Annotated in this window: 16 protein-coding genes; 8 read left to right on the top strand and 8 right to left on the bottom strand. The window is 55.1% G+C overall.

Translation table 11 applies throughout. The features are described from left to right. Nucleotides 1-44: 44 nt before the first annotated feature. Complete coding sequence (ytfQ, locus tag KGP22_RS02140) at nt 45-1,001, bottom strand: galactofuranose ABC transporter substrate-binding protein YtfQ (protein ID WP_014882271.1); 957 nt, start codon at nt 999-1,001, stop codon at nt 45-47. A 309-nt stretch (nt 1,002-1,310) separates the two neighbouring features. Here ytfQ and ppa point away from each other — a divergent pair, with 309 nt between their 5' ends. Next, on the top strand, nt 1,311-1,841 hold the full coding sequence (gene ppa / locus KGP22_RS02135) for an inorganic diphosphatase (RefSeq protein WP_111965368.1): 531 nt from the start codon (nt 1,311-1,313) through the stop codon (nt 1,839-1,841). Between the two features lie 157 nt (nt 1,842-1,998). On the opposite strand, the gene KGP22_RS02130 is transcribed toward ppa, so the two are convergent. From KGP22_RS02130 to tamA, 3 genes are read right to left on the bottom strand one after another with little or no spacing between them, the layout of a single operon-like run. Next, entirely contained in the window at nt 1,999-2,343 is a 345-nt protein-coding gene (locus tag KGP22_RS02130; protein WP_111965369.1) for a gamma-glutamylcyclotransferase, read from the bottom strand. Between the two features lie 2 nt (nt 2,344-2,345). Then, nucleotides 2,346-6,122 (bottom strand): autotransporter assembly complex protein TamB, encoded by a 3,777-nt coding sequence (gene tamB, locus KGP22_RS02125; protein ID WP_223581057.1) that lies wholly within the window; start codon nt 6,120-6,122, stop codon nt 2,346-2,348. After that, a complete protein-coding gene (gene tamA / locus KGP22_RS02120; RefSeq protein ID WP_111965371.1) occupies nt 6,119-7,852 on the bottom strand; it encodes an autotransporter assembly complex protein TamA in 1,734 nt (577 codons plus the stop codon). The genes tamB and tamA overlap by 4 nt, the downstream gene beginning before the upstream one ends. Nucleotides 7,853-8,075: 223 nt before the next feature. Between tamA and msrA the strand changes: the two genes are divergently transcribed. Beyond that, entirely contained in the window at nt 8,076-8,717 is a 642-nt protein-coding gene (gene msrA, locus KGP22_RS02115) for a peptide-methionine (S)-S-oxide reductase MsrA (RefSeq protein WP_023310171.1), read from the top strand. 254 nt (nt 8,718-8,971) lie between these two features. Further along, on the top strand, nt 8,972-10,309 hold the full coding sequence (locus KGP22_RS02110; RefSeq protein WP_023310162.1) for a hemolysin family protein: 1,338 nt from the start codon (nt 8,972-8,974) through the stop codon (nt 10,307-10,309). Nucleotides 10,310-10,380: 71 nt separating this feature from the next. On the opposite strand, the gene KGP22_RS02105 is transcribed toward KGP22_RS02110, so the two are convergent. Then, the gene (locus KGP22_RS02105; protein ID WP_008501430.1) at nt 10,381-10,587 is read right to left on the bottom strand and encodes a DUF1107 domain-containing protein; all 207 of its coding nucleotides are present in this window, start codon (nt 10,585-10,587) and stop codon (nt 10,381-10,383) included. A gap of 323 nt (nt 10,588-10,910) precedes the next feature. Here KGP22_RS02105 and KGP22_RS02100 point away from each other — a divergent pair, with 323 nt between their 5' ends. Beyond that, on the top strand, nt 10,911-11,468 hold the full coding sequence (locus KGP22_RS02100; RefSeq protein ID WP_023310161.1) for a YtfJ family protein: 558 nt from the start codon (nt 10,911-10,913) through the stop codon (nt 11,466-11,468). Here the strand turns inward: KGP22_RS02100 and cysQ are convergent. Further along, the gene (gene cysQ / locus KGP22_RS02095) at nt 11,462-12,202 is read right to left on the bottom strand and encodes a 3'(2'),5'-bisphosphate nucleotidase CysQ (protein WP_111965373.1); all 741 of its coding nucleotides are present in this window, start codon (nt 12,200-12,202) and stop codon (nt 11,462-11,464) included. The genes KGP22_RS02100 and cysQ overlap by 7 nt on opposite strands. 190 nt (nt 12,203-12,392) lie before the next feature. Here cysQ and KGP22_RS02090 point away from each other — a divergent pair, with 190 nt between their 5' ends. Then, entirely contained in the window at nt 12,393-14,336 is a 1,944-nt protein-coding gene (locus KGP22_RS02090; protein ID WP_223581055.1) for a bifunctional 2',3'-cyclic-nucleotide 2'-phosphodiesterase/3'-nucleotidase, read from the top strand. Nucleotides 14,337-14,427: 91 nt separating this feature from the next. Here KGP22_RS02090 and KGP22_RS02085 read toward each other — a convergent pair whose 3' ends face one another. Beyond that, nucleotides 14,428-14,814, bottom strand: a complete 387-nt coding sequence (locus KGP22_RS02085) for a helix-turn-helix domain-containing protein (protein ID WP_023331869.1) — start codon at nt 14,812-14,814, stop codon at nt 14,428-14,430. Nucleotides 14,815-14,898: 84 nt separating this feature from the next. Here KGP22_RS02085 and KGP22_RS02080 point away from each other — a divergent pair, with 84 nt between their 5' ends. Then, the gene (locus tag KGP22_RS02080) at nt 14,899-15,747 is read left to right on the top strand and encodes an SDR family oxidoreductase (RefSeq protein ID WP_223581053.1); all 849 of its coding nucleotides are present in this window, start codon (nt 14,899-14,901) and stop codon (nt 15,745-15,747) included. Between the two features lie 85 nt (nt 15,748-15,832). Here KGP22_RS02080 and KGP22_RS02075 read toward each other — a convergent pair whose 3' ends face one another. After that, complete coding sequence (locus tag KGP22_RS02075) at nt 15,833-17,650, bottom strand: beta-ketoacyl synthase (protein ID WP_223581051.1); 1,818 nt, start codon at nt 17,648-17,650, stop codon at nt 15,833-15,835. Between the two features lie 254 nt (nt 17,651-17,904). Here KGP22_RS02075 and KGP22_RS02070 point away from each other — a divergent pair, with 254 nt between their 5' ends. Beyond that, nucleotides 17,905-18,948 carry a helix-turn-helix domain-containing protein gene (locus KGP22_RS02070; RefSeq protein ID WP_223581049.1) on the top strand — a complete coding sequence of 348 codons (1,044 nt, stop codon included), beginning with the start codon at nt 17,905-17,907 and terminating at the stop codon, nt 18,946-18,948. 48 nt (nt 18,949-18,996) lie between these two features. After that, entirely contained in the window at nt 18,997-19,821 is an 825-nt protein-coding gene (locus tag KGP22_RS02065; protein WP_223581047.1) for an AraC family transcriptional regulator, read from the top strand. Nucleotides 19,822-19,876: the final 55 nt, after the last annotated feature.

The raw sequence follows: 19,876 nt of genomic DNA, 5'->3' as shown, positions 1-19,876 counted from the left end.
ATCAAGCCGGATGGCGCAGCGCCACCCGGCATGTTCAGACAGGCTTAGTAGCCCATATTTTTCTTCTTCTCTAACTCTTCTTTCGCCGTGTCAGGCAGGTAGAGCGTGGATTTGGTAACCGTCACTTTCTCCGGCATCGTGCCGTCTTTCTTGAATTTCTCCAGCGCGTCGAATGCCGGGCCCGCCATGTTTGGCGTCAGCTCCACGCTGGCGTTGGCTTCGCCGTCAATCATCGCTTTGTAGATATCCGGCACGCCGTCGATAGAGCCGGTGAGGATATCTTTGCCCGGCTTCAGGCCTGCTTCTTTAATTGCCTGAATCGCGCCGATTACCATGTCATCGTTGTGGGCGTAAACCATGCAGATATTCTTGCCGTTGTTTTCAGCCTTAATGAAGCTCTCCATGACCTCTTTACCTTTACTACGGGTAAAGTCGCCGGACTGAGAGCGGATGATCTTGATGTTTGGCGCTTTCGCGATGGCTTCAGCAAAGCCTTTTTTACGGTCGATGGCCACGCTCGCGCCGACGGTGCCCTGCAGCTCAACGACGTTACACGGCTTGCCGTCGACCTGTTTCACCAGCCAGTCGCCAATCAACTGCCCTTCAAGCACGTTGTTAGCGGTGACGGTTGTCATATAAAGGGATTTGTCTTTGACGTCGATGGAACGGTCGAGCAGGAAGACCGGGATCTCAGCGTCTTTCGCTTCCTTCAGGACGGGTTCCCAGCCGGTTGCCACGACGGGTGCAATAAAGATGGCATCCACGCCCTGGGCGATAAAGGAGCGCACGGCTTTGATCTGATTCTCTTGTTTTTGCTGACCATCGGCGATTTTCAGGGTAATGCCGCGTTTCTGAGCCTCGCTTTTCGCCACGTTGGTTTCTGCCGCTCGCCAGCCAGATTCAGAGCCGACCTGCGAAAAACCTACGGTTAAGGGAGCGGCCATCGCCATAGACGACATGGCTGCCGAAACTGCTGTGACCAGGAGTAAGCGCTTCCACATATGAACGTCCTCGTAGGGTGAGTTATTGTTGGTTAAAAGATGTTCTGCGGAATGACTATAGCCCATGAAATATGTAACGAATTGCGTTACATCACACTTCAGAAAAGTGAATAAAACGTTAATCACAAGTTTGTAATCGCTTTCATTTCTCCATGAAAAATGCGGCTGAGTTTATGGATTTTTCTGTCATGGAATCGGTCTGAAAAGTGGGAAGAACGTGGAGAGAAGGCGAAAACAGGCGGAGACATTCAGCGCGAGTTGGCTATAATACCTGCCACTTGTTTACCATCCATTTTAAAGGACACCGACATGAGCTTACTCAACGTCCCAGCGGGTAAAGAACTGCCAGAAGACATCTACGTAGTTATCGAAATCCCGGCTAACGCAGATCCGATCAAATACGAAGTGGACAAAGAGAGCGGCGCCCTGTTCGTAGACCGTTTCATGTCTACCGCGATGTTCTATCCGTGCAACTACGGTTACATCAACCATACCCTGTCTCTGGACGGTGACCCGGTTGACGTGCTGGTCCCAACGCCATACCCACTGGAGCCAGGCTCCGTCATTCGCTGCCGTCCAGTTGGCGTGCTGAAAATGACCGACGAATCCGGTGAAGATGCGAAGCTGGTTGCGGTACCGCACACCAAGCTGAGCAAAGAGTACGATCACATCAAAGATGTGAACGACCTGCCAGAGCTGCTGAAAGCGCAGATCACTCACTTCTTCGAGCACTACAAAGACCTCGAAAAAGGCAAGTGGGTTAAAGTTGACGGCTGGGACAACGCAGAAGCAGCGAAAGCGGAAATCATCTCCTCTTTCGAACGCGCTGCTAAGAAGTAATTCTTACTGCCGATTGATGAAAGCCCCGCACGTCGGGGCTTTTTTTGTGGCGGGCGCGCAGCTGGGCCTACAGTGAACATGTAGGCCGGGTAAGCGCAGCGCCACCCGGCAAGAGACGCAAAAAAACAACGCCACCTCACGGTGGCGCTGTTTTTTTTCAGTACTGGTCTCTGTCTAACCAGTTACCGCTTACAATCCGCGTTAACCCTTCGACCGGACGCTGGTAGACATACATCCACGCGCTTCCGTACGGCGTCTGGATCAACTGGCGTGCGTATTCACCGCCCCTGGTGCGCAAGGCATCAAGTTCGGCAAGTGTCGCGTTATCAATACGATAAACTTCACCCTGTACTGTTCCTTCGCCCGGAACCGCGCCTGGATAGTGGCCCAGGCTGTACAACTGGTAGTTCTCGATATCGTAATTCCCCAGTAGCTGGGCATTGGTCATCCAGTGACTGTTGCCTTGCCTGGTTCGTAAACTGCCGTAGACAAATATTCGCATTGCTAAAACTCAAACTGATAGAGCAGATCAAGTGCCTGGTCTACGCCGGACACTGCTTCCAGATATAGCTTAGGCATCAGGCGATAGCGTAACGTGAGTGTTGCCAGTGAGTCAAAGATCCCCACACCATATTTTACCTGCAGACCCGGCAGTACATAGCCGCTGACCACCACCTGCGAGGAGTCACCCACGCCCTGGGTGTCCAGCGCCAGATTGCTTACGCCGAACGTCTCGCCGATTTTACCCACAACCTGCCCACTTTGTGCAACCCCCAGACCCACTAACATCGAGGTCATCGCCGCGCTGTCGCTCTGACCGCTGTCCAGACCTTGTCCACGCAGCAGATAAGAGAGGGCTTCCTGCTGCGACATCGCCGGGTCAGAGAAGATCTCCGCCTTCGGTTCGTCGGCGGAACCGGTAACGCGTACGCCAGCAATAACGTCGTTTTCCGTCGCTTCAGGGTTACGAATCGCTTCGATGTTCAACAGAGGCTGATCCGGTGGACCGGAGAATAGCAGCTCGCCTTTACGGACGATCAGATCCTGACCATACGCATGGAAACGCCCTTCAGGAATATTAATTTGCCCGTTCAGGCCAAGCCCTTGTTTATCCTGCGCCACCTTCAGGTCGCCCGTGAGCCTCGCCTTCAGCCCAAACGCATTCAACCGCACGTTATTCCCCACGTGCACGATAAGATTACTATTAATCGGTATGCCCGCGCTCTTCTGTTCGACAGGTTTCAGATTTTCATTGAGCATAACTTCATCACTTGAGACGCCGACCGCGCTTTCCGGCACGTCGTGAACCACGATGCGCGCCCACGGCACGTCGACGCGTCCGTCAAGCGTGAAGAGGCTTGGCGTGGCTTCAAAGACCACATCAGGCGAGACGTCCAGGCGTACCATTGGCGGTACGGTGATGCGCACCTTGCTGCCTTTCGCGGCAATACGCGCGCGCCAGTTATCGAGCTGGCTCCAGTCCGCGTCGCCGCTCAGGTTGATTTGCCCTTGCTGCGTCAGTACCGAGCCGCTCAGCGTCGAGCTCATGCCGTTGAAATTCATCGCGATCTGGCTGGGCTGCATGTCAAACGGCATAAAGTTGCCGTCAATATCCACGCCGCTAAGCCGCATCTGACCGAACAGCTGTGGGCTTTGCGCGTTGCCGGCCAGGCGCAGGTTAGCGTTCAGCATGCCCTCGGCTTTTTCCCCGCGGGCGAAAATCGGGTTCACCATCGCCAGGTTGAAGTTACGGATGTTGACGTTACCGCCCAGATTACGCCGTCCCTGCGGATCGGTAATCTGGACCTGCCCGTCCAACTGGCCGTTGTTGGTCAGGCGGATTGTCCACCCCAGCTGTGCGCGATTGTTATGCAGATCGGCACTCAGGTTCAGAGTATCGAACGCCACTGGAAGGGGCGCGTTGTTGACCTCCTGCGTCACCTTCACGTTACGCCCGGACAGCGTGACGCTACCCTGCGGCAGCCCCTCTTTGGTGGTATCCCAGGCGACATCGGCTTTTCCGCTGAAGACGCCGCTCACCTGAGTTGTATCCGGCATAAACGGCTTCAGCATCGCCAGATCGAAGCGGTTGAGGTTGATCTGCGCCCGCCCTTCCGCGCCCGCATCGATGGTCTGCGGCACGCACAGCTCCGCATTCGGGTTGGTCCAGCAGTGTGGTCCAATGCTGATCTTCTGCTCAGCGTTGCGGTAGTCCAGGGCGATGGAGCGCGAGAGCGCAAGCGGCCCGACCGGCGTATTGAAACGGGTGTTATCCAGCGTACCTTTCCAGCGCTCCTCTTTGCGGTCAAAGCTGCCGGTGAGGTGAAGCTGGCCGGAGACCGGCTCGCCCTGCACGCGCAGCTGGAGATCGTGCTGCTTCTCGTTCCCTTTGGCATCCAGGGTGACCAGGCTGATGTTCACGTCCGGCTGAGAAATGCGCTCCACGCGCAGGTTCAGGTTACCGCCGATCTGATCGGTGGATTTCACATCCCCTTCCACACGTACCCGGGCAACGCTCAGCTCCTGCCAGCGCAGGTTATTGGCGGTAATGTCCGCCAGCAGCTGCGGCGCGTCTACCGTGCCGCGCACCTTCACGAGTCCTTTCGCCGTGCCGCCAAGCCCCGGCAGGGCGTTATCCAGATTCGGCGCGTCGATGGTGGCGTCCAGATTGAGATCTTTCACCCCCAGCTCGCCTTTGATATCCGCCGTGTTGCGGCCCAGCGCCACGTGCAGCCCTGGGATAACCCACTGCAGATAGCTGTTGCCTTTCACCGAGCCTTCAACGTTAACCTTGTTCTGCTTCACGTTCCCGATGAGCTTAATTTCCGGCACGTCCATCTGCCACGTACCGCCGTACAGGCTGCCGCGGGTTTTGATCAGGCCATCCAGTTTTGACGGCCAGTCCGGCACCTCTTTGGCGGTATTAATGCCCGTCAGCTTCAGCTCGCCGCGCCAGCTGATCGCCTGCTGCCAGTCGAGCAGCGCGGTCAGCTCGGTTTTGCCTTCAAGCGCCGCGACGGTCAGCTTGTCGAGGTTGACCTGCTGTTCGTTGCCCTTCGCATCCAGCGTAATGTTCGCGGGCGGCACGCCCTGCCCCTTCACCGCGGTGCGGAACGAAAGCGTGTAGTCGGTCATCTTGCCGCTCAGCTTCAGCTTAAGATCATCGGCCTGGAACTGTTTTTCGCCGGTGAACGGCCAGGAAAGCTGCTTGCTGACCACCTCAAGATTGAGCGGCAGCCCGGCTTCCGCCAGCTGGGTTTGCGCGCGCAGGACCATGTCCACCGGGCCGGAGAGATTCACGCCAACATCGAGCTTATCGCGCAGCGCCCCGCCCACCTTGACCTTCACCTTTTCGCCTTTCAGCGGATCGATGTTGAGGGCACTGTTAAGCGTGATGTCCACCGGCCAGTTATCGCGCAGCAGGGCATTGCCTGACGCATTCACCGAGCCCTGGTTGGTGTCGATATCCAGCGCGTCGAGCTTCATGTTGCCGTCAATGCTGCTGACTTTCAGCAGCATATTGTAGACCGTCAGATCGGTATCGCCGGTCAGGCGCAGCTGCTCGCCTTTGAACTCTTCAATATTGAGGTTCAGCGGCAGGTGAACGTCGGTCATTTCCGGCAGGACAGGCTTCGAGAAGAGATCTTTCAGCGTTTCGCCCAGCGGCTTCTCTTCCGGCTTCGGGTTCTGGATCTTCGGCTCGACGATCTCTTCCTGCGCCACGTCGGCCACTTTCGGCAGCGCGATCAATAAGCCCTGCAGGGACGTTGGCGTCAGGGTGAGGTTTTTCTCCTGCCAGCGCAGGCCGGAGGTGAAATCCATCACGGACACGGTGGTGTCGTCGATTTTGATATTGACGTTATCGAGCGCCACCCGATAGAGCGCGATCGGGTACGGCGTGGAGAGATTCAGCGGGCCGCTGTCCTCTTCCTCGACCGGCGCAGAGTTCGGCATTTTTTTCGAATCTATCGCCACGTTGACGTCTTTAAGCGACAGATCGTTGACGCAGAGCTTGCTGTCACGCAGACAGCCCAGCTTCACCGCGAGATGAAACTCCCCGGCGTTCACCGCCACGCCCGGCTGCTCGTAGCGGATATTCTTCAGACGCAGATCGCGCCAGCCGCCCGTCACCTGACCAATCTCCAGCCCCGGCACCCAGCGGTTCGCGGCGTTAAACAGCAGATGCAGCCCGGTCGTCGTTCCAACCAGAAACGCCACCGTACCGAGCAGCAGCACGATAAAAATCAGCACCCCGAGGCTTATTTTCTTCCATAAACTCATAATTCAGGCCCCAGACCGATGTAAAACTGTAATCCGTGTTCATCTTTGTCGCCGACAGGCACGGCGAAGTCGAGCTTGATGGGTCCGACTGGCGACTGCCAGCGTACGCCCACGCCCGCGCCGGTTTTAAAGTCGCTGCGGCGGATATCGTTCACCGCTTCACCGCCGTCAACAAACATGGCGCCCCACCACTTTCCGCTGACGTTGTACTGATACTCCAGCGATCCCGTCGCCAGTTTTGACGCACCGGTTAGCTGGCCCTTTTCGTTCTCAGGTGAGATCGATTTGTACTTATATCCACGAATGCTGCGGTCGCCCCCGGCGAAGAAGCGCAGATCCGGCGGAACGCGCTCGAAGTCTCCGGTTTCAATCCAGCCGAGATTGCCGCGCATCACAAAGCGGTGTTTGTCATACAGCGTGCGGATCCAGACGTTTTGCGCCTGCAGGACGGAGAAGTCCACGTCGGAGCCCCAGGCGGAGTTGGAATAATCGATCGAGTAGCGCTGTGAGTCGCCCCAGGTCGGCATCAGGCCCCCACGCGAGCGGGTGCGGCTGATCATCACGCCCGGATAAAGCAGCATGGTGGTATTGGTGACGTTGGCCTGGGTAAAGTGGTCCAGGCTCCAGCGCAGGTTAATGGCTCGCTGCCAGCCGCTGGAGAGATCCCAGAAGCGGGAGACCGCAAGCGTCGTAGAGTCCTGCTTTGTGTCGTTTAAATCGGTGCGCTTAAAACCGCCCTGCAGAAGGTAATATTGCTCAAGCGGATTTTTCAGCAGCGGCATTTTGTAGCTGAAATCCAGCTGCTGCTCGGGCGCAGAGAGGCTCAGGCTGGTGGTCAGGCTGTGACCGTACGAGTTCATCCACGGTTTTTTCCACGAGGTTTTCACGCGTGGTCCGACATCCGTCGAGTAGCCAACACCGGTCTCAATGGTGTTCTCGGTGCGCGGCGAGACTACGCCATGCAGCGGCAACACCTTGGTTTTGCGAGACTTCTCAAATTCCGGTGCGACAACTACGGAGTTAAACCAGCCGGTAGCGGAGAGGCGTCGGTTCAGCTCTCCGAGATCGCTCGACTGGTAGTAATCCCCTTTTTTGAAAGGCACAAGGTTTTGCAGGTACTCTTCGCGAATTTGCGAACCTTCAAACGTCACGTCGCCAAAGCGGTAGCGCTCTCCACTGTCGTAGTCGATATCCCAGAAGGCCTGACGTCTCTCCAGCGCAATGCCCAGCTGGCTTTTATTGAACTGGCTGTCAAAGTAGCCCTTACGCAGGGAAACATTCGTCAGCTCTTTTTTGAAATGGTCGTAGTCACCGTGGTTAAGCACGGTACCGATTTTCGGCCGCGTGCTGAGCAGGTCCAGATAATCCCGGTCGGTACGCGCCCCGCCGCGCAGGATGACGTTCGTACCGCCAATCAGTACCGGCTCACCCGGCGAAACGCGGGCAATAAGGACCTGGCGCCCCTTCTTTGGCGGCGGACGGAGGTCAAAATCAATGGTGGGTTCGTAATACCCCAGCGCTTTCAGCCCTTCACGGATCGCATCATCTACGCGCGCGCGAAAACGCCGGTCCGGCGTCACCTCATCACTCTGGATGGTCGACAACTGCGCACGCACGTTTTTTTGTAGCGCCCCGGATAACCCCTCAACCTGCAAACGGACATTCGCCGCGCTGGCAATCCCGCTTGTCAGCAACACACTGACTAAACATAACTGGCGGATTTTTGTCACGTTTTCTCCTGAATATCCCTGTTTCCACCCTGGAAGCAAATGAAGTGCCGCTCCGCGGCAAAATACGGCCTGTGGCCAAAAACCCGAATCGCGGGTTGAAAATGGGTGTAACACCCAAATATTTCTTATGATTAAATCTAGACTGATTCAGCGCATTTATTGTGTTCAATTAAACGCTTCGTGACAACCTTAACTGAAACATCGCACCCCGGGAGGCCCTATCGTGAGTTTATTCGACAAAAAGCATCTGGTTTCACAAGCTGATGCATTACCGGGACGCAACACCCCTATGCCTGTGGCGACCTTACACGCCGTCAATAACCACTCCATGACCAACGTGCCGGAGGGAATGGAAATCGCCCTGTTCGCCATGGGCTGTTTCTGGGGCGTTGAGCGCCTCTTCTGGCAACTCCCCGGCGTTTACAGCACGGCGGCTGGCTACACGGGCGGTTACACGCCGAATCCTACCTATCGCGAAGTCTGCTCCGGCGAAACCGGGCATGCGGAAGCGGTGCGCGTGGTCTATGACCCTGCGGTAATCAGCTACGAGCAGCTGCTGCAGGTCTTCTGGGAGAACCACGACCCGGCACAGGGCATGCGTCAGGGCAACGACCACGGCACACAGTATCGCTCGGCCATTTATCCGCTCACGCCGGAGCAGGATGCCGCAGCGCGCGCCAGCCTTGAGCGTTTCCAGCAGGCCATGCGTGAAGCGGGCGACACGCGCGAGGTGACGACGGAAATCACAACCGCGAAACCATTCTACTATGCGGAAGACGATCACCAGCAGTATCTGCATAAAAACCCGTACGGCTATTGCGGTATCGGGGGCATCGGCGTCTGCCTGCCGCCACAGCTTGCCTGATTTCCGATCCAGCGCCACGCGAGCAGCGTGGCGCACACGGCAGCGAAAGCGTTGTCTCATAACCTAACCACCACGCGTTGGCCGCCCCCTCCGGCTATCTTCGCCAAAATGTGACCTCTGGCAGATTTACATCTCTTTACGCTATACTACCCGCTGAAATAATCGGCTCAACGCTACGAGCTGGTGTTCAATGTGTTTTCACACAAATGGTATCAACTCCCCTTCTGAGGATCTGGCGAGAAGCCGGATAAACTATGTTAAACAGTATTTTAGTAATACTTTGTCTGATTGCCGTCAGCGCATTTTTCTCGATATCTGAGATCTCGCTGGCCGCGTCCCGTAAAATCAAACTGAAGCTGCTTGCCGATGAAGGCAACATCAATGCCACCCGCATCCTGAAAATGCAGGAAAACCCTGGCATGTTCTTCACCGTGGTGCAGATTGGCCTCAACGCGGTCGCTATACTCGGCGGTATCGTGGGTGATGCGGCGTTTTCTCCGGCGTTTTACAGCCTGTTTGTTAAGTACATGTCCGTTGAACTGGCCGAACAGCTCAGCTTTATCCTCTCCTTCTCGCTGGTAACCGGCCTGTTCATACTCTTTGCAGACCTGACCCCGAAACGCATCGGTATGATTGCGCCAGAAGCTGTGGCTTTGCGTATCATCAACCCGATGCGCTTCTGTCTGTACGTGTTTCGTCCACTGGTGTGGTTCTTCAACGGCCTGGCGAACGTGATTTTCCGCATCTTTAAGCTGCCTATGGTGCGTAAAGACGACATCACGTCTGACGACATCTATGCGGTAGTGGAAGCCGGCGCGCTGGCCGGGGTGCTGCGCAAGCAGGAACACGAGCTGATTGAGAACGTGTTCGAACTGGAATCCCGTACCGTACCGTCTTCCATGACGGGCCGTGAAAGCATTATCTGGTTCGATTTACATGAAGATGAGCAGAGCCTGAAGAACAAAGTGGCGCAGCATCCACACTCTAAGTTCCTTGTCTGTAATGAAGATATCGACCACATCATCGGTTACGTCGACTCCAAAGACCTGCTGAACCGCGTACTGGCAAACCAGAGCCTGGCGCTCAACAGCGGCGTGCAGATCCGCAACACCCTGATTGTGCCGGACACTCTGACGCTCTCAGAAGCGCTGGAAAGTTTCAAAACCGCCGGGGAAGACTTCGCGGTTATCATGAACGAATACGCCCTGGTGGTGGGTATTATCACCCTGAACGACGTGATGACCACGCTGATGGGCGACCTGGTTGGCCAGGGGCTGGAAGAGCAGATTGTTCAGCGTGACGATAATTCATGGCTGATTGATGGCGGCACGCCGATTGAAGACGTGATGCGCGTGCTGGATATCGACGAGTTCCCGCAGTCCGGTAACTACGAGACCATCGGCGGCTTTATGATGTTTATGCTGCGTAAAATCCCGAAACGTACCGACTCGGTGAAGTTCTCCGGCTACAAGTTTGAGGTGGTGGATATTGATAACTACCGCATCGACCAGCTGTTGGTGACGCGCATCGACAACAAACCGACCGTACTGGTTCCGAAGCTGCCGGATGCGGAAGAGAAGGTGTCGGCGTAAGGTTCCAGCCTCCACAAACATCAACGGCTCCCATTGGGAGCCGTTTTTTTAACTACTGCATAGCACGTTGGTTAAGCCATCTCAGTTTGCAGACGCATAACCTGACGGTTGACTTCGGACATCACAGACAGGTGCTGTTTGTCCTTCACTTTTGGGACAAGGATCTTGCCCTTATCAAACTCAAAAGCGCCAACATCCTTGATATACAACCGTCCACGGAACAGGATCTTCACGTACTTCGCCACCTGAAGCGGGTTGTAGCGTTGGAAAATTTTCATTCTTGTATCTCCTGCGAATCATACGCTCTTGCGGTGCCACAATCGGCCCGACTGTCCTGAGCGCAAATTTTAATGCCCAATGACTATAGACCAGAACTACGGTGTTACCCAGTGTGCATAAGTTTATTTACCGTTTGATTACAATTATTCAGAATAATCTTTGCAAAGCGTGACCGGGCGCAGTATAAGCCGTCGTTTTTTCATGGATATGTGCGTTCACCCGCAAACTGGCATCGGGATTGCGGGAAAACCACATTGATCGCACTTATGATTAAAGCGCAAGACCAAGTGGTCGGATCACCTGCAAACAATAAGGAAACGCCATGACCCTACGTAATATCCTTGCAGCAGCCTGCCTGCTGCTGCCTCTGTGGGCTTCCGCTCACAACATTGAAAAAGGACAACGTGTACCGCCAGTCGGCATTGCTGACCGGGGAGAATTGATTCTCGACAATGATAAGTTTAGCTACAAACCCTGGAATAGCGCGCAGCTCGCGGGCAAAGTGAGAGTTGTACAACATATTGCCGGTCGTACATCCGCAAAAGAGAAAAATGCCAACCTGGTGGAAGCGATCAAGGCCGCGAAATTCCCGCACGACCGCTACCAGACGACCACTATTGTTAATACCGATGACGCCATTCCGGGCTCCGGGATGTTTGTGCGCTCAAGCCTTGAGAGCAATAAAAAGCTCTACCCGTGGTCGCAGTTTATCGTCGACAGCAACGGCGTCACCCGTAAGGCCTGGCAGCTGGAGGAAGAAAGCTCAGCGATTATTGTGTTGGATAAGGAAGGTCGCGTGCAGTGGGCGAAAGACGGGGCGCTGACCCAGGAAGAGGTGCAGCAGGTTGTTGACCTGCTGCATAAGCTGCTGGCTCAATAAATAGAGACGCGGAAGCCGGGGTTAAGGAAGGATTCGCGCGGGGTGTAGTCCAGCGGTTTGCCCTGCCAGTCATGAACATGCGCCCCGGCGGCCGCAGCAACAGCATGCCCGGCGGCGGTATCCCAGATATTGGTTGGCCCAAAGCGAGGGTACAGCTGCGCATGGCCTTCCGCCACCAGGCAGAATTTCAGCGACGAGCCGATCGAGGTGGTCTGGTGTTCACCCAGCTGCTGCAGGTACTCCTGCAGTTCGCTGTCGCTGTGCGAGCGGCTAATTACCACCAGCGGCGGACGCGCATCGCGCACCTGGATCTGCTTGCGCACGCCGCACTCTTCCTTCCACGCCTTCCCTTCTGCGGCGCTGTACATTACCTTCATTACCGGCGCGTAAACCACACCCAGCACCGCTTTCCCTTTCTCAATCAGGGCGATATTGACGGTGAATTCACCGTTGCGCTTGATGAACTCTTTTGTCCCGTCCAGCGGATCGACCAGCCAGTAGCGCTGCCAGTGCTGGCGCTCGTCCCAGCTTTGCGGCGCTTCTTCTGACAGGACGGGGATGTCCGGCGTTAAGGCCTGTAACCCTTTGAGGATCACCTTATGCGCGGCAATATCCGCCGCCGTGACCGGAGAATCGTCGGCTTTGCTGACAACCTCCATAGGTTTAATACCGTCATACACCTGCATGATGGCATCTCCCGCATCCCGTGCGAGCTGACAAATTTTTTCTAGCATTTTCCACCTCTTTGTTAACGCAGTGAGGTTAACTCTTTGTTTTAGTTATATCGTAATGTGAACAATTCCGCTATCTGTGAAGCAATTCCGGTTTCAGGTTACTTTTTTCTGTCAGGATTCACATTTCTGTAAGCAACAAGCTATAGATACATACTCTTTTGTGGTCTGCATCGAAAAAAGGACTCCTCTGATGATTAAGTTTAGTGCAACGCTTCTGGCGACGCTGATTGCAGCGAGCGTGCAGGCGGAGACGATAGATCTGCGTATTCTGGAAACGACCGATCTGCACAGCAACATGATGGACTTCGATTACTACAAAGATACCCCGACGGAAAAATTCGGCCTGGTACGCACGGCAAGCCTGATCGATGCAGCACGCGGCGAAGTGAAAAACAGCGTGCTGGTCGACAATGGCGATCTCATTCAGGGCAGCCCGCTTGGGGACTACATGGCGACCAGGGGGTTGAAAAAAGGCGAGATCCATCCTGTTTATAAAGCGATGAACACCCTGGATTACACCGTCGGCAACCTCGGCAACCACGAATTCAACTACGGTTTGAAATACCTTCACGATGCCCTGGCCGGCGCGAAATTCCCGTACGTTAACGCCAATATCATCGACGTTAAAACGCAAAAGCCGCTCTTTACCCCATACCTGATTAAAAATACCGAGGTTGTCGATCGGGACGGGAAAAAACAAACGCTCAAAATCGGCTATATCGGTTTTGTCCCGCCGCAGATCATGACGTGGGATAAGGCCAACCTCGACGGTAAGGTGACCGTCAACGACATCACCGAAACCGCGCGCAAATACGTGCCGAAAATGCGCGAAAAAGGCGCCGATCTGGTCGTCGTTGTCGCCCACTCGGGCCTCTCCGCCGATCCGTATCAAGCCATGGCAGAAAACTCCGTTTACTATCTGAGTGAAGTTCCGGGCGTCGACGCGATCCTGTTCGGCCACGCCCACGCGGTCTTCCCGGGCAAAGATTTCGCCAGCATCAAAGGCGCGGACATTGAGAAAGGGACGCTTAACGGCGTGCCGTCGGTGATGCCGGGCATGTGGGGCGACCATCTTGGCGTGGTGGATCTGGTGCTGAATAACGACGGCGGCAGCTGGAAGGTGACGCAGTCAAAAGCCGAAGCGCGCCCGATTTACGACGCTGCAGCGAAAAAATCTCTGGCGTCTGAAGATAAAAAACTGGTCAACGTGCTGAAGCACGATCACGACGCCACGCGCGAATTCGTCAGCAAGCCGATCGGCAAATCCGCCGATAACATGTACAGCTTCCTGGCGCTGGTTCAGGACGACCCGACCGTTCAGGTCGTCAACATGGCGCAGAAAGCCTATGCCGAACACTTTGTGCAGGGCGATCCGGATCTGGCAAAACTGCCGGTCCTGTCAGCCGCTGCGCCATTCAAAGTGGGCGGGCGTAAGAATGACCCGGCCAGCTATGTTGAAGTCGAAAAGGGCCAGCTGACCTTCCGTAACGCCGCCGACCTCTACCTCTACCCGAACACGCTGGTGGTGGTTAAAGCCACCGGGAAAGAGGTAAAAGAGTGGCTTGAGTGTTCTGCCGGACAGTTTAACCAGATTGATCCCCACAGCAGCAAGCCGCAGTCGCTGATTAACTGGGACGGCTTCCGTACCTATAACTTCGACGTGATCGACGGCGTGAACTACCAGATTGACGTCACCCAGCCGGCGAAATATGACGGCGAGTGCCAGATGATTAACCCGCAGGCGGAGCGCATCAAAAACCTGACCTTCAACGGCAAGGCGATCGACCCGAATGCCACCTTCCTGGTGGCGACCAATAACTACCGTGCCTACGGCGGTAAGTTTGCCGGTACGGGAGATAGCCATATCGCCTTTGCCTCGCCGGACGAGAACCGCTCGGTGCTTGCGGCGTGGATCAGCGCGGAGTCGAAGAAGGCGGGCGAAATTCATCCTGCGGTGGATAACAACTGGCGTCTGGCACCGATCCACAGCGATACGAAACTGGATATTCGCTTTGAAACGTCGCCATCCGACAAGGCAGCCACGTTTATCAAGGAGAAGGCGCAGTATCCAATGAAACAGGTCGCGACGGATGATATTGGGTTCGCGATTTATCAGGTGGATTTAAGCAAGTAGCGGCGATTGTGCCGGGTGGCGCTTCGCTTACCCGGCCTACGGGATGAAAGAGTACGGGTAGGCCGGGTAAGGCGAAGCCGCCACCCGGCTTTTACGCCGCGCGATCGTCCCGATTCGCCATCACCTTCGGCGTATTCACCTCAATCCAGTCAGCAAGCGCGGCAACTTTCTCGCTGACCTCAATACCCATCGGCGTCAGGCTATACTCTACGTGCGGCGGCACGACCGGATACGATACGCGATCGACAAACCCGTCCTGCTCCAGCGCCTGAAGCGACTGGGACAGCATCTTTTCGCTCACCCCGCCCATTTTGCGGCGCAGATCGCTAAAGCGATGCGTTCCCTGGCGCAGCGCCAGCAGAATCAGTACCCCCCAGCGGCTGGTTACGTGTTTGAGCACCTCTCGTGAAGGGCACTGCTCCGCGAAAAGATTGCCATCGCGCATTTGTTCGCTGAGCGTCGGTATCGTTGTTTTCATACTTACCTTTTTGTACGTACTTACTAAAAGTTAGCTATGGTGCTAGTGTGCCACAACATCAGACAAACACGAAGGAGATTCATCATGATCGCGATTACCGGCGCTACCGGCCAGCTTGGCCATCTCGTTATCGAACAGCTGCTGAAAACCGTACCGGCCAAGCAGATTGTGGCCATCGTACGTAACCCGGCGAAAGCGCAAGCCTTAAGCCAGCAGGGGATTGTGGTTCGTCAGGCTGACTACACGGATGAAGCCGCCTTCGCCGCCGCGCTGAGCGGCGTGGATAAGCTTCTGCTGATCTCTTCCAGCGAAGTCGGCCAGCGCGCGACCCAGCACCAGAACGTGATTAACGCCGCCAAAACGGCAGGGGTGAAATTTATCGCCTACACCAGCCTGCTGCATGCGGATACATCGCCGCTCGGTCTGCACGTTGAACACGTTGCGACTGAAAAAGCCCTGGCGGCGTCCGGCATTCCTTATGCCCTGCTGCGCAACGGCTGGTATACCGAAAACTACCTGGCGAGCGCGCCGCCTGCGCTTGAACACGGCGTGTTTATCGGTGCGGCAGACGATGGCAAAATTGCCTCTGCTACCCGCGCAGACTATGCCGCGGCAGCAGCCAAAGTGATCGCTGAAGAGGGCCATGCGGGCAAGGTGTATGAACTGGCGGGCGACCACGGCTGGACGCTGAGCGAACTGGCGGCTGAACTCAGCAAACAGAGCGGGAAACCGGTAACCTATCAGAATCTCAGTGAAGCAGATTTTGCCGCCGCGCTTAAAAGCGTCGGTCTGCCTGCCGGGCTGGCTGATATGCTGGCGGACTCCGATGTGGGCGCGTCCAAAGGGGGACTGTTTGACGATAGCCATACGCTGAGCAAACTGATCGGTCGCGCAACGACGCCGCTGGCGCAAAGCATTAAAGCTATTCTTTAACGGTGTCACCGTTCTTTCCTGCGGCCGGGTGATTTCCCTTACCCGGCCCACACATATTGATTAATAATAAAAACAGATATAACGATTAAAAGTCCGGGTATTCTTTTTCCGTCGCGTACATTATCGGTTTTTCAAATCCGGGAATGGTGATGCCATCCCTGGCAATCTCAATATCTTCCTCATTTATCCCCTGCTGGCCAAACAGATAAATAACATTGAGTTCACCCTTCGAAGCCGACTCGTCGTACGCGTTCGCCTGATGTAGCACCTCTCGGTTACGCTGCTGATAATCCGCAAATACCGCGTCCCCGTAGCGTTTGCGCAACCATTGATGGGTAAGCTTTGGCGAGTAAACCACCCCCGTGGCATTATTACCGCCAAAGCCTTTTGAATTAATAAAGGCAATTTGTCCCTGGCCTTCCTCTAATTTGTAGTCCTGAAGAGGAATGGATAAGCGTGCGTTATTCACCTGCGGCGCGATCTGGGTTACGCTTTTAATTCCCGGCAAAATGCCATAGCGGAAGACGCCGAGGCAGCTGATGAGCTGGTCGCCGCTGGCGGGTCCCAGGGAGTGACCGAGATACGATTTCACCGCCGTCACCGGCCAGTCGCGGATCGCAAAGGCTTGCGCAACGCGGTCAAAAATATCCGCTTCGGAGACGCAATTCTTCGGCGTGCTTGAACCGTGCGCCTGAATAAACGATCCCTTTTGCACCGCCTCCATTCCGACCATCGACACTGCCGAAGCCACGGCTTTCGCCATGGTGATGTAGTTCCCCGGCCCTGGTGACGCAATAGAACGCTTAAAGCCGTCAGCGTTGATGAAGACATTCCCCACCGAACCATGGATCTCTGCCCCAAGCTGCAGCGCCAGCTCGTCGTCCATTAACACGACATACTGGCTGGATTCTGCGATCACAAAACCACAGCTGTCGCCAAAAGGACGGCTGCTGCTGCGCCAGTCGGGCGTTTCCGTTTCATCAATATGCTTAAGCTTGCTCTCCGTTGCCAGGGCGCCCATGGCGTCGAATCCTTCAATCACTTCGGAGGTGACCGGCGCTTCGGCGCTGCCCACAACGGCCACGCGAATGCGTCCCGCTTTTATATCTTCGACTGCCGCATTGAGGTTATACAGAAACGTGGCGCACGCCCCCAGCGTGGCGCTGGTATGGCCAACGCTACCCAGCACATACGCATTGAGGAAATCAGCGCACATGCTGTTCAGGCCCAGCGGACACTGTTTGGCGCTGACGCGCTGGCCTTTCAGGCGCGACTGGAGCATACCGCCAAAGCCATAATCGTCGAGCTGTCCCATGATATTGCCCGAATAGACCCCGAGCTGATCCGGCGCGATCGCTGCCTGTATCTCGCGCCACGGGATCCCCAGAGCGTTGATGGCGTCCGATGCCCCGACAATCGCCATTTGTAACGCCCGCGGATGGAACTGCGAATTGTAATGGTCACCCGGCCGGAATCCCTGCGGCAGCAAACCTGCAGCCTGAACCTCCGTGCGCAACAACGCCTCAATTTTACAGTTCATCTCTCCCTGAACGGTAATACGCACGCGCCGATCCGGTAATTCCTCAACCTGCCATCCCGCCGGTAAGGGATGCGGTAATTGTCTGGCTGAGATATTAAAGCTGAATCCTTCTTCGCCAGAAACCATATTCAATTTTGCATGGCTGGTGATAGCATCGACATCAAAATAGTCGCGCGTAATTATTCTGATAAGGGTTCCTTCCAGCGTCTCGTCTTTTATCTGCGCGGCAGCCTGAGCGGGCGTAAATCTTTTACCTGAAATGTCGCAATACCCACCTTCATCATATTTAAGCACGCCCATCAGAATAGCTAACGATAATAACGTCTCCTGCCTTTCCTCTTCCGATAATGAATCAATAATCATTCGGCGAAATGCATGATGAAAAGAACTACGACCAGCTGGACTATAGCCGCCAAAAGCCGTTATTACGGGTAATTTCACCATAATTCATCCTGTAGTGGTCGTAGACTTATTTTGTGCAAGTGCGATAATTTCAGATATTAGTTTACAAATTACCGACAAAAGCTAATATGAAAATCCAGCCAAAATGCTTACTTTTTTGGCCAGGGCAACGATGAGTCACCAAAAATAATAGTCAAAACAGGTATGAATCGAAAATGACAAATACACAAATTGGATTTGTGTTATGTGAACGCATGCTAAGTTCCGGTCTCAGTCTGCCGATTGAAATGTGGAAAGCCGCAGCCAGCAGCTATTTAGCCGAGCAAAAAACAACATCCCACGCAGACACGCACAAAACGGAGACATCTACGTTCAGGCTCTGTCGTCCGGAGAATATACTGAAAGTTCATACTATTGGCATAAATAACGAGCCTATCCTGACGCAAAGTGGGTTTAGCATTACCGCCGATACCACGCTTGCCGCAGACAGGCACTATGACGTTATCTATCTTCCTGCCCTGTGGCGCAACCCTCGAGCAGTGGTCAGACAACAGCCTGAACTTCTGAAATGGTTGACCGAGCAGGCTGCGCGAGGAACTCGTATCGCCGCTGTCGGAACGGGCTGCTGTTTTCTGGCGGAGTCGGGATTGCTCAACGGAAAGCCCGCCACCACCCACTGGCACTACTTCAAACAATTCTCGCGCGACTACCCCAGCGTAAAATTACAAACCAAACATTTTCTCACGCAGGCCGATAATATTTACTGTGCCGCCAGCGTTAAGGCCCTGTCAGATCTGACTATTCATTTTATCGAAACGATATACGGGAAACGTGTAGCCACGCATACACAACGAACATTTTTCCATGAAATTCGTAGTCAGTTTGATCGCCAGTGTTACAGTGAAGAAAACAAACCCCACCCGGATGAAGATATTGTTCAAATTCAAACCTGGATAAAAGCCAACTGCGCCTCGGATATATCCATGCAGAATCTTGCCGCTATGGCTGGCATGAGTTTGCGCAACTTCAACCGTCGCTTTAAAAATGCCACCGACATGTCCCCGCTGCAGTATTTATTAACCGCCAGAATTGAATCCGCCATGACAATGCTGCAATCCACCAATCTGTGCATTCAGGAGATCGCGAATGCGGTGGGATATCAGGATATTGCGCACTTTAATCGCCAGTTTAAGCATAAAACCACGGTTTCACCGGGGGATTACCGTAAGACCGTCCGGGCAAAGATGTTTAGTGCATAAACTCCGGTCATCTCTGATAATGAAAAGATGACCACGAGGAGGCTCAACGTGCAAGGCGTACCGGAACAGTTTAATGATGAAAGAGACAGCGCGCGCTTTCGCCATCTGGCGCAGCTGCCGGGACTGGAACTGTATCACGCGCACATTTCTGACTACGCCTTTGAGCCTCACACCCATGAAGCCTTCGGGATCGGCACGATTGAAACCGGTGCCGAACGCTTTCGCTATCGCGGTACCCAGCATCTCGCGGCGGAAAAATCCGTCGTCACCATGAACCCGGACGAGATCCACACCGGTGAATCCGCCACCGAGGGCGGCTGGCGCTACCGGATGGTCTATATCGAACCCGATCTGCTTGAAGAGGTGACCGGCCTCAGGCACTGGTGGTTTAGCGACGTGACTCGCCATGACCCGTTGCGCTCACACCAAATCGGCAAGCTGATTTACGGCCTGTGGCACACGGACGATCCGCTTGCGCAAAAAGGATTACTGCTGGATCTGATTGAGACCTTCCAGCCTCTGGCCCATCACGCGCCGGTGATTCAGGAGGGCGCGCACCGCTTCGAACGCGTACGCGAGTACCTGCACGACAACTACATGCACCCCCTGACGCTTGACGAGCTGGCCAGCGTCGTTTCACTCAGCCCGTATCATTTTCAGCGCCAGTTCAAAGCCCATTTTCACGTGACGCCGCATCAGATGCTGATGGCCATTCGCCTCTGGCGCGCCAAAGCATTCCTCACGCACGGCATGCCCGCCGCAGAGGTCGCCGCCGCAACCGGGCTGACCGATCAGTCGCATCTGACCCGCGCGTTTACCCGCCGCTACGGCATTACGCCCGTGCGCTACCAGAAGCAAGTCATCCGGCGCTAATGCGCAATCTCATACAATACGCGCGTATTTTCCCCTCCTACACTGCATACAGCGT

This window comes from Enterobacter sp. JBIWA005, assembly GCF_019968805.1.
Lineage (GTDB): Bacteria > Pseudomonadota > Gammaproteobacteria > Enterobacterales > Enterobacteriaceae > Enterobacter > Enterobacter vonholyi.
The sequence above is the reverse complement of the archived record's forward strand: the minus strand, read 5'-3'. Positions and strand labels throughout refer to the sequence as shown.

Bases quoted from the DNA above. Each gene is read 5' to 3' on its own strand.
- ytfQ (WP_014882271.1), bottom strand. From the start codon at position 1,001: ATGTGGAAGCGCTTACTCCTGGTCACAGCAGTTTCGGCAGCCATGTCG.
- ppa (WP_111965368.1), top strand. From the start codon at position 1,311: ATGAGCTTACTCAACGTCCCAGCGGGTAAAGAACTGCCAGAAGACATC.
- KGP22_RS02130 (WP_111965369.1), bottom strand. From the start codon at position 2,343: ATGCGAATATTTGTCTACGGCAGTTTACGAACCAGGCAAGGCAACAGT.
- tamB (WP_223581057.1), bottom strand. From the start codon at position 6,122: ATGAGTTTATGGAAGAAAATAAGCCTCGGGGTGCTGATTTTTATCGTG.
- KGP22_RS02110 (WP_023310162.1), top strand. From the start codon at position 8,972: ATGTTAAACAGTATTTTAGTAATACTTTGTCTGATTGCCGTCAGCGCA.
- KGP22_RS02105 (WP_008501430.1), bottom strand. From the start codon at position 10,587: ATGAAAATTTTCCAACGCTACAACCCGCTTCAGGTGGCGAAGTACGTG.
- KGP22_RS02100 (WP_023310161.1), top strand. From the start codon at position 10,911: ATGACCCTACGTAATATCCTTGCAGCAGCCTGCCTGCTGCTGCCTCTG.
- cysQ (WP_111965373.1), bottom strand. From the start codon at position 12,202: ATGCTAGAAAAAATTTGTCAGCTCGCACGGGATGCGGGAGATGCCATC.
- KGP22_RS02090 (WP_223581055.1), top strand. From the start codon at position 12,393: ATGATTAAGTTTAGTGCAACGCTTCTGGCGACGCTGATTGCAGCGAGC.
- KGP22_RS02085 (WP_023331869.1), bottom strand. From the start codon at position 14,814: ATGAAAACAACGATACCGACGCTCAGCGAACAAATGCGCGATGGCAAT.
- KGP22_RS02080 (WP_223581053.1), top strand. From the start codon at position 14,899: ATGATCGCGATTACCGGCGCTACCGGCCAGCTTGGCCATCTCGTTATC.
- KGP22_RS02075 (WP_223581051.1), bottom strand. From the start codon at position 17,650: ATGATTATTGATTCATTATCGGAAGAGGAAAGGCAGGAGACGTTATTA.
- KGP22_RS02070 (WP_223581049.1), top strand. From the start codon at position 17,905: ATGACAAATACACAAATTGGATTTGTGTTATGTGAACGCATGCTAAGT.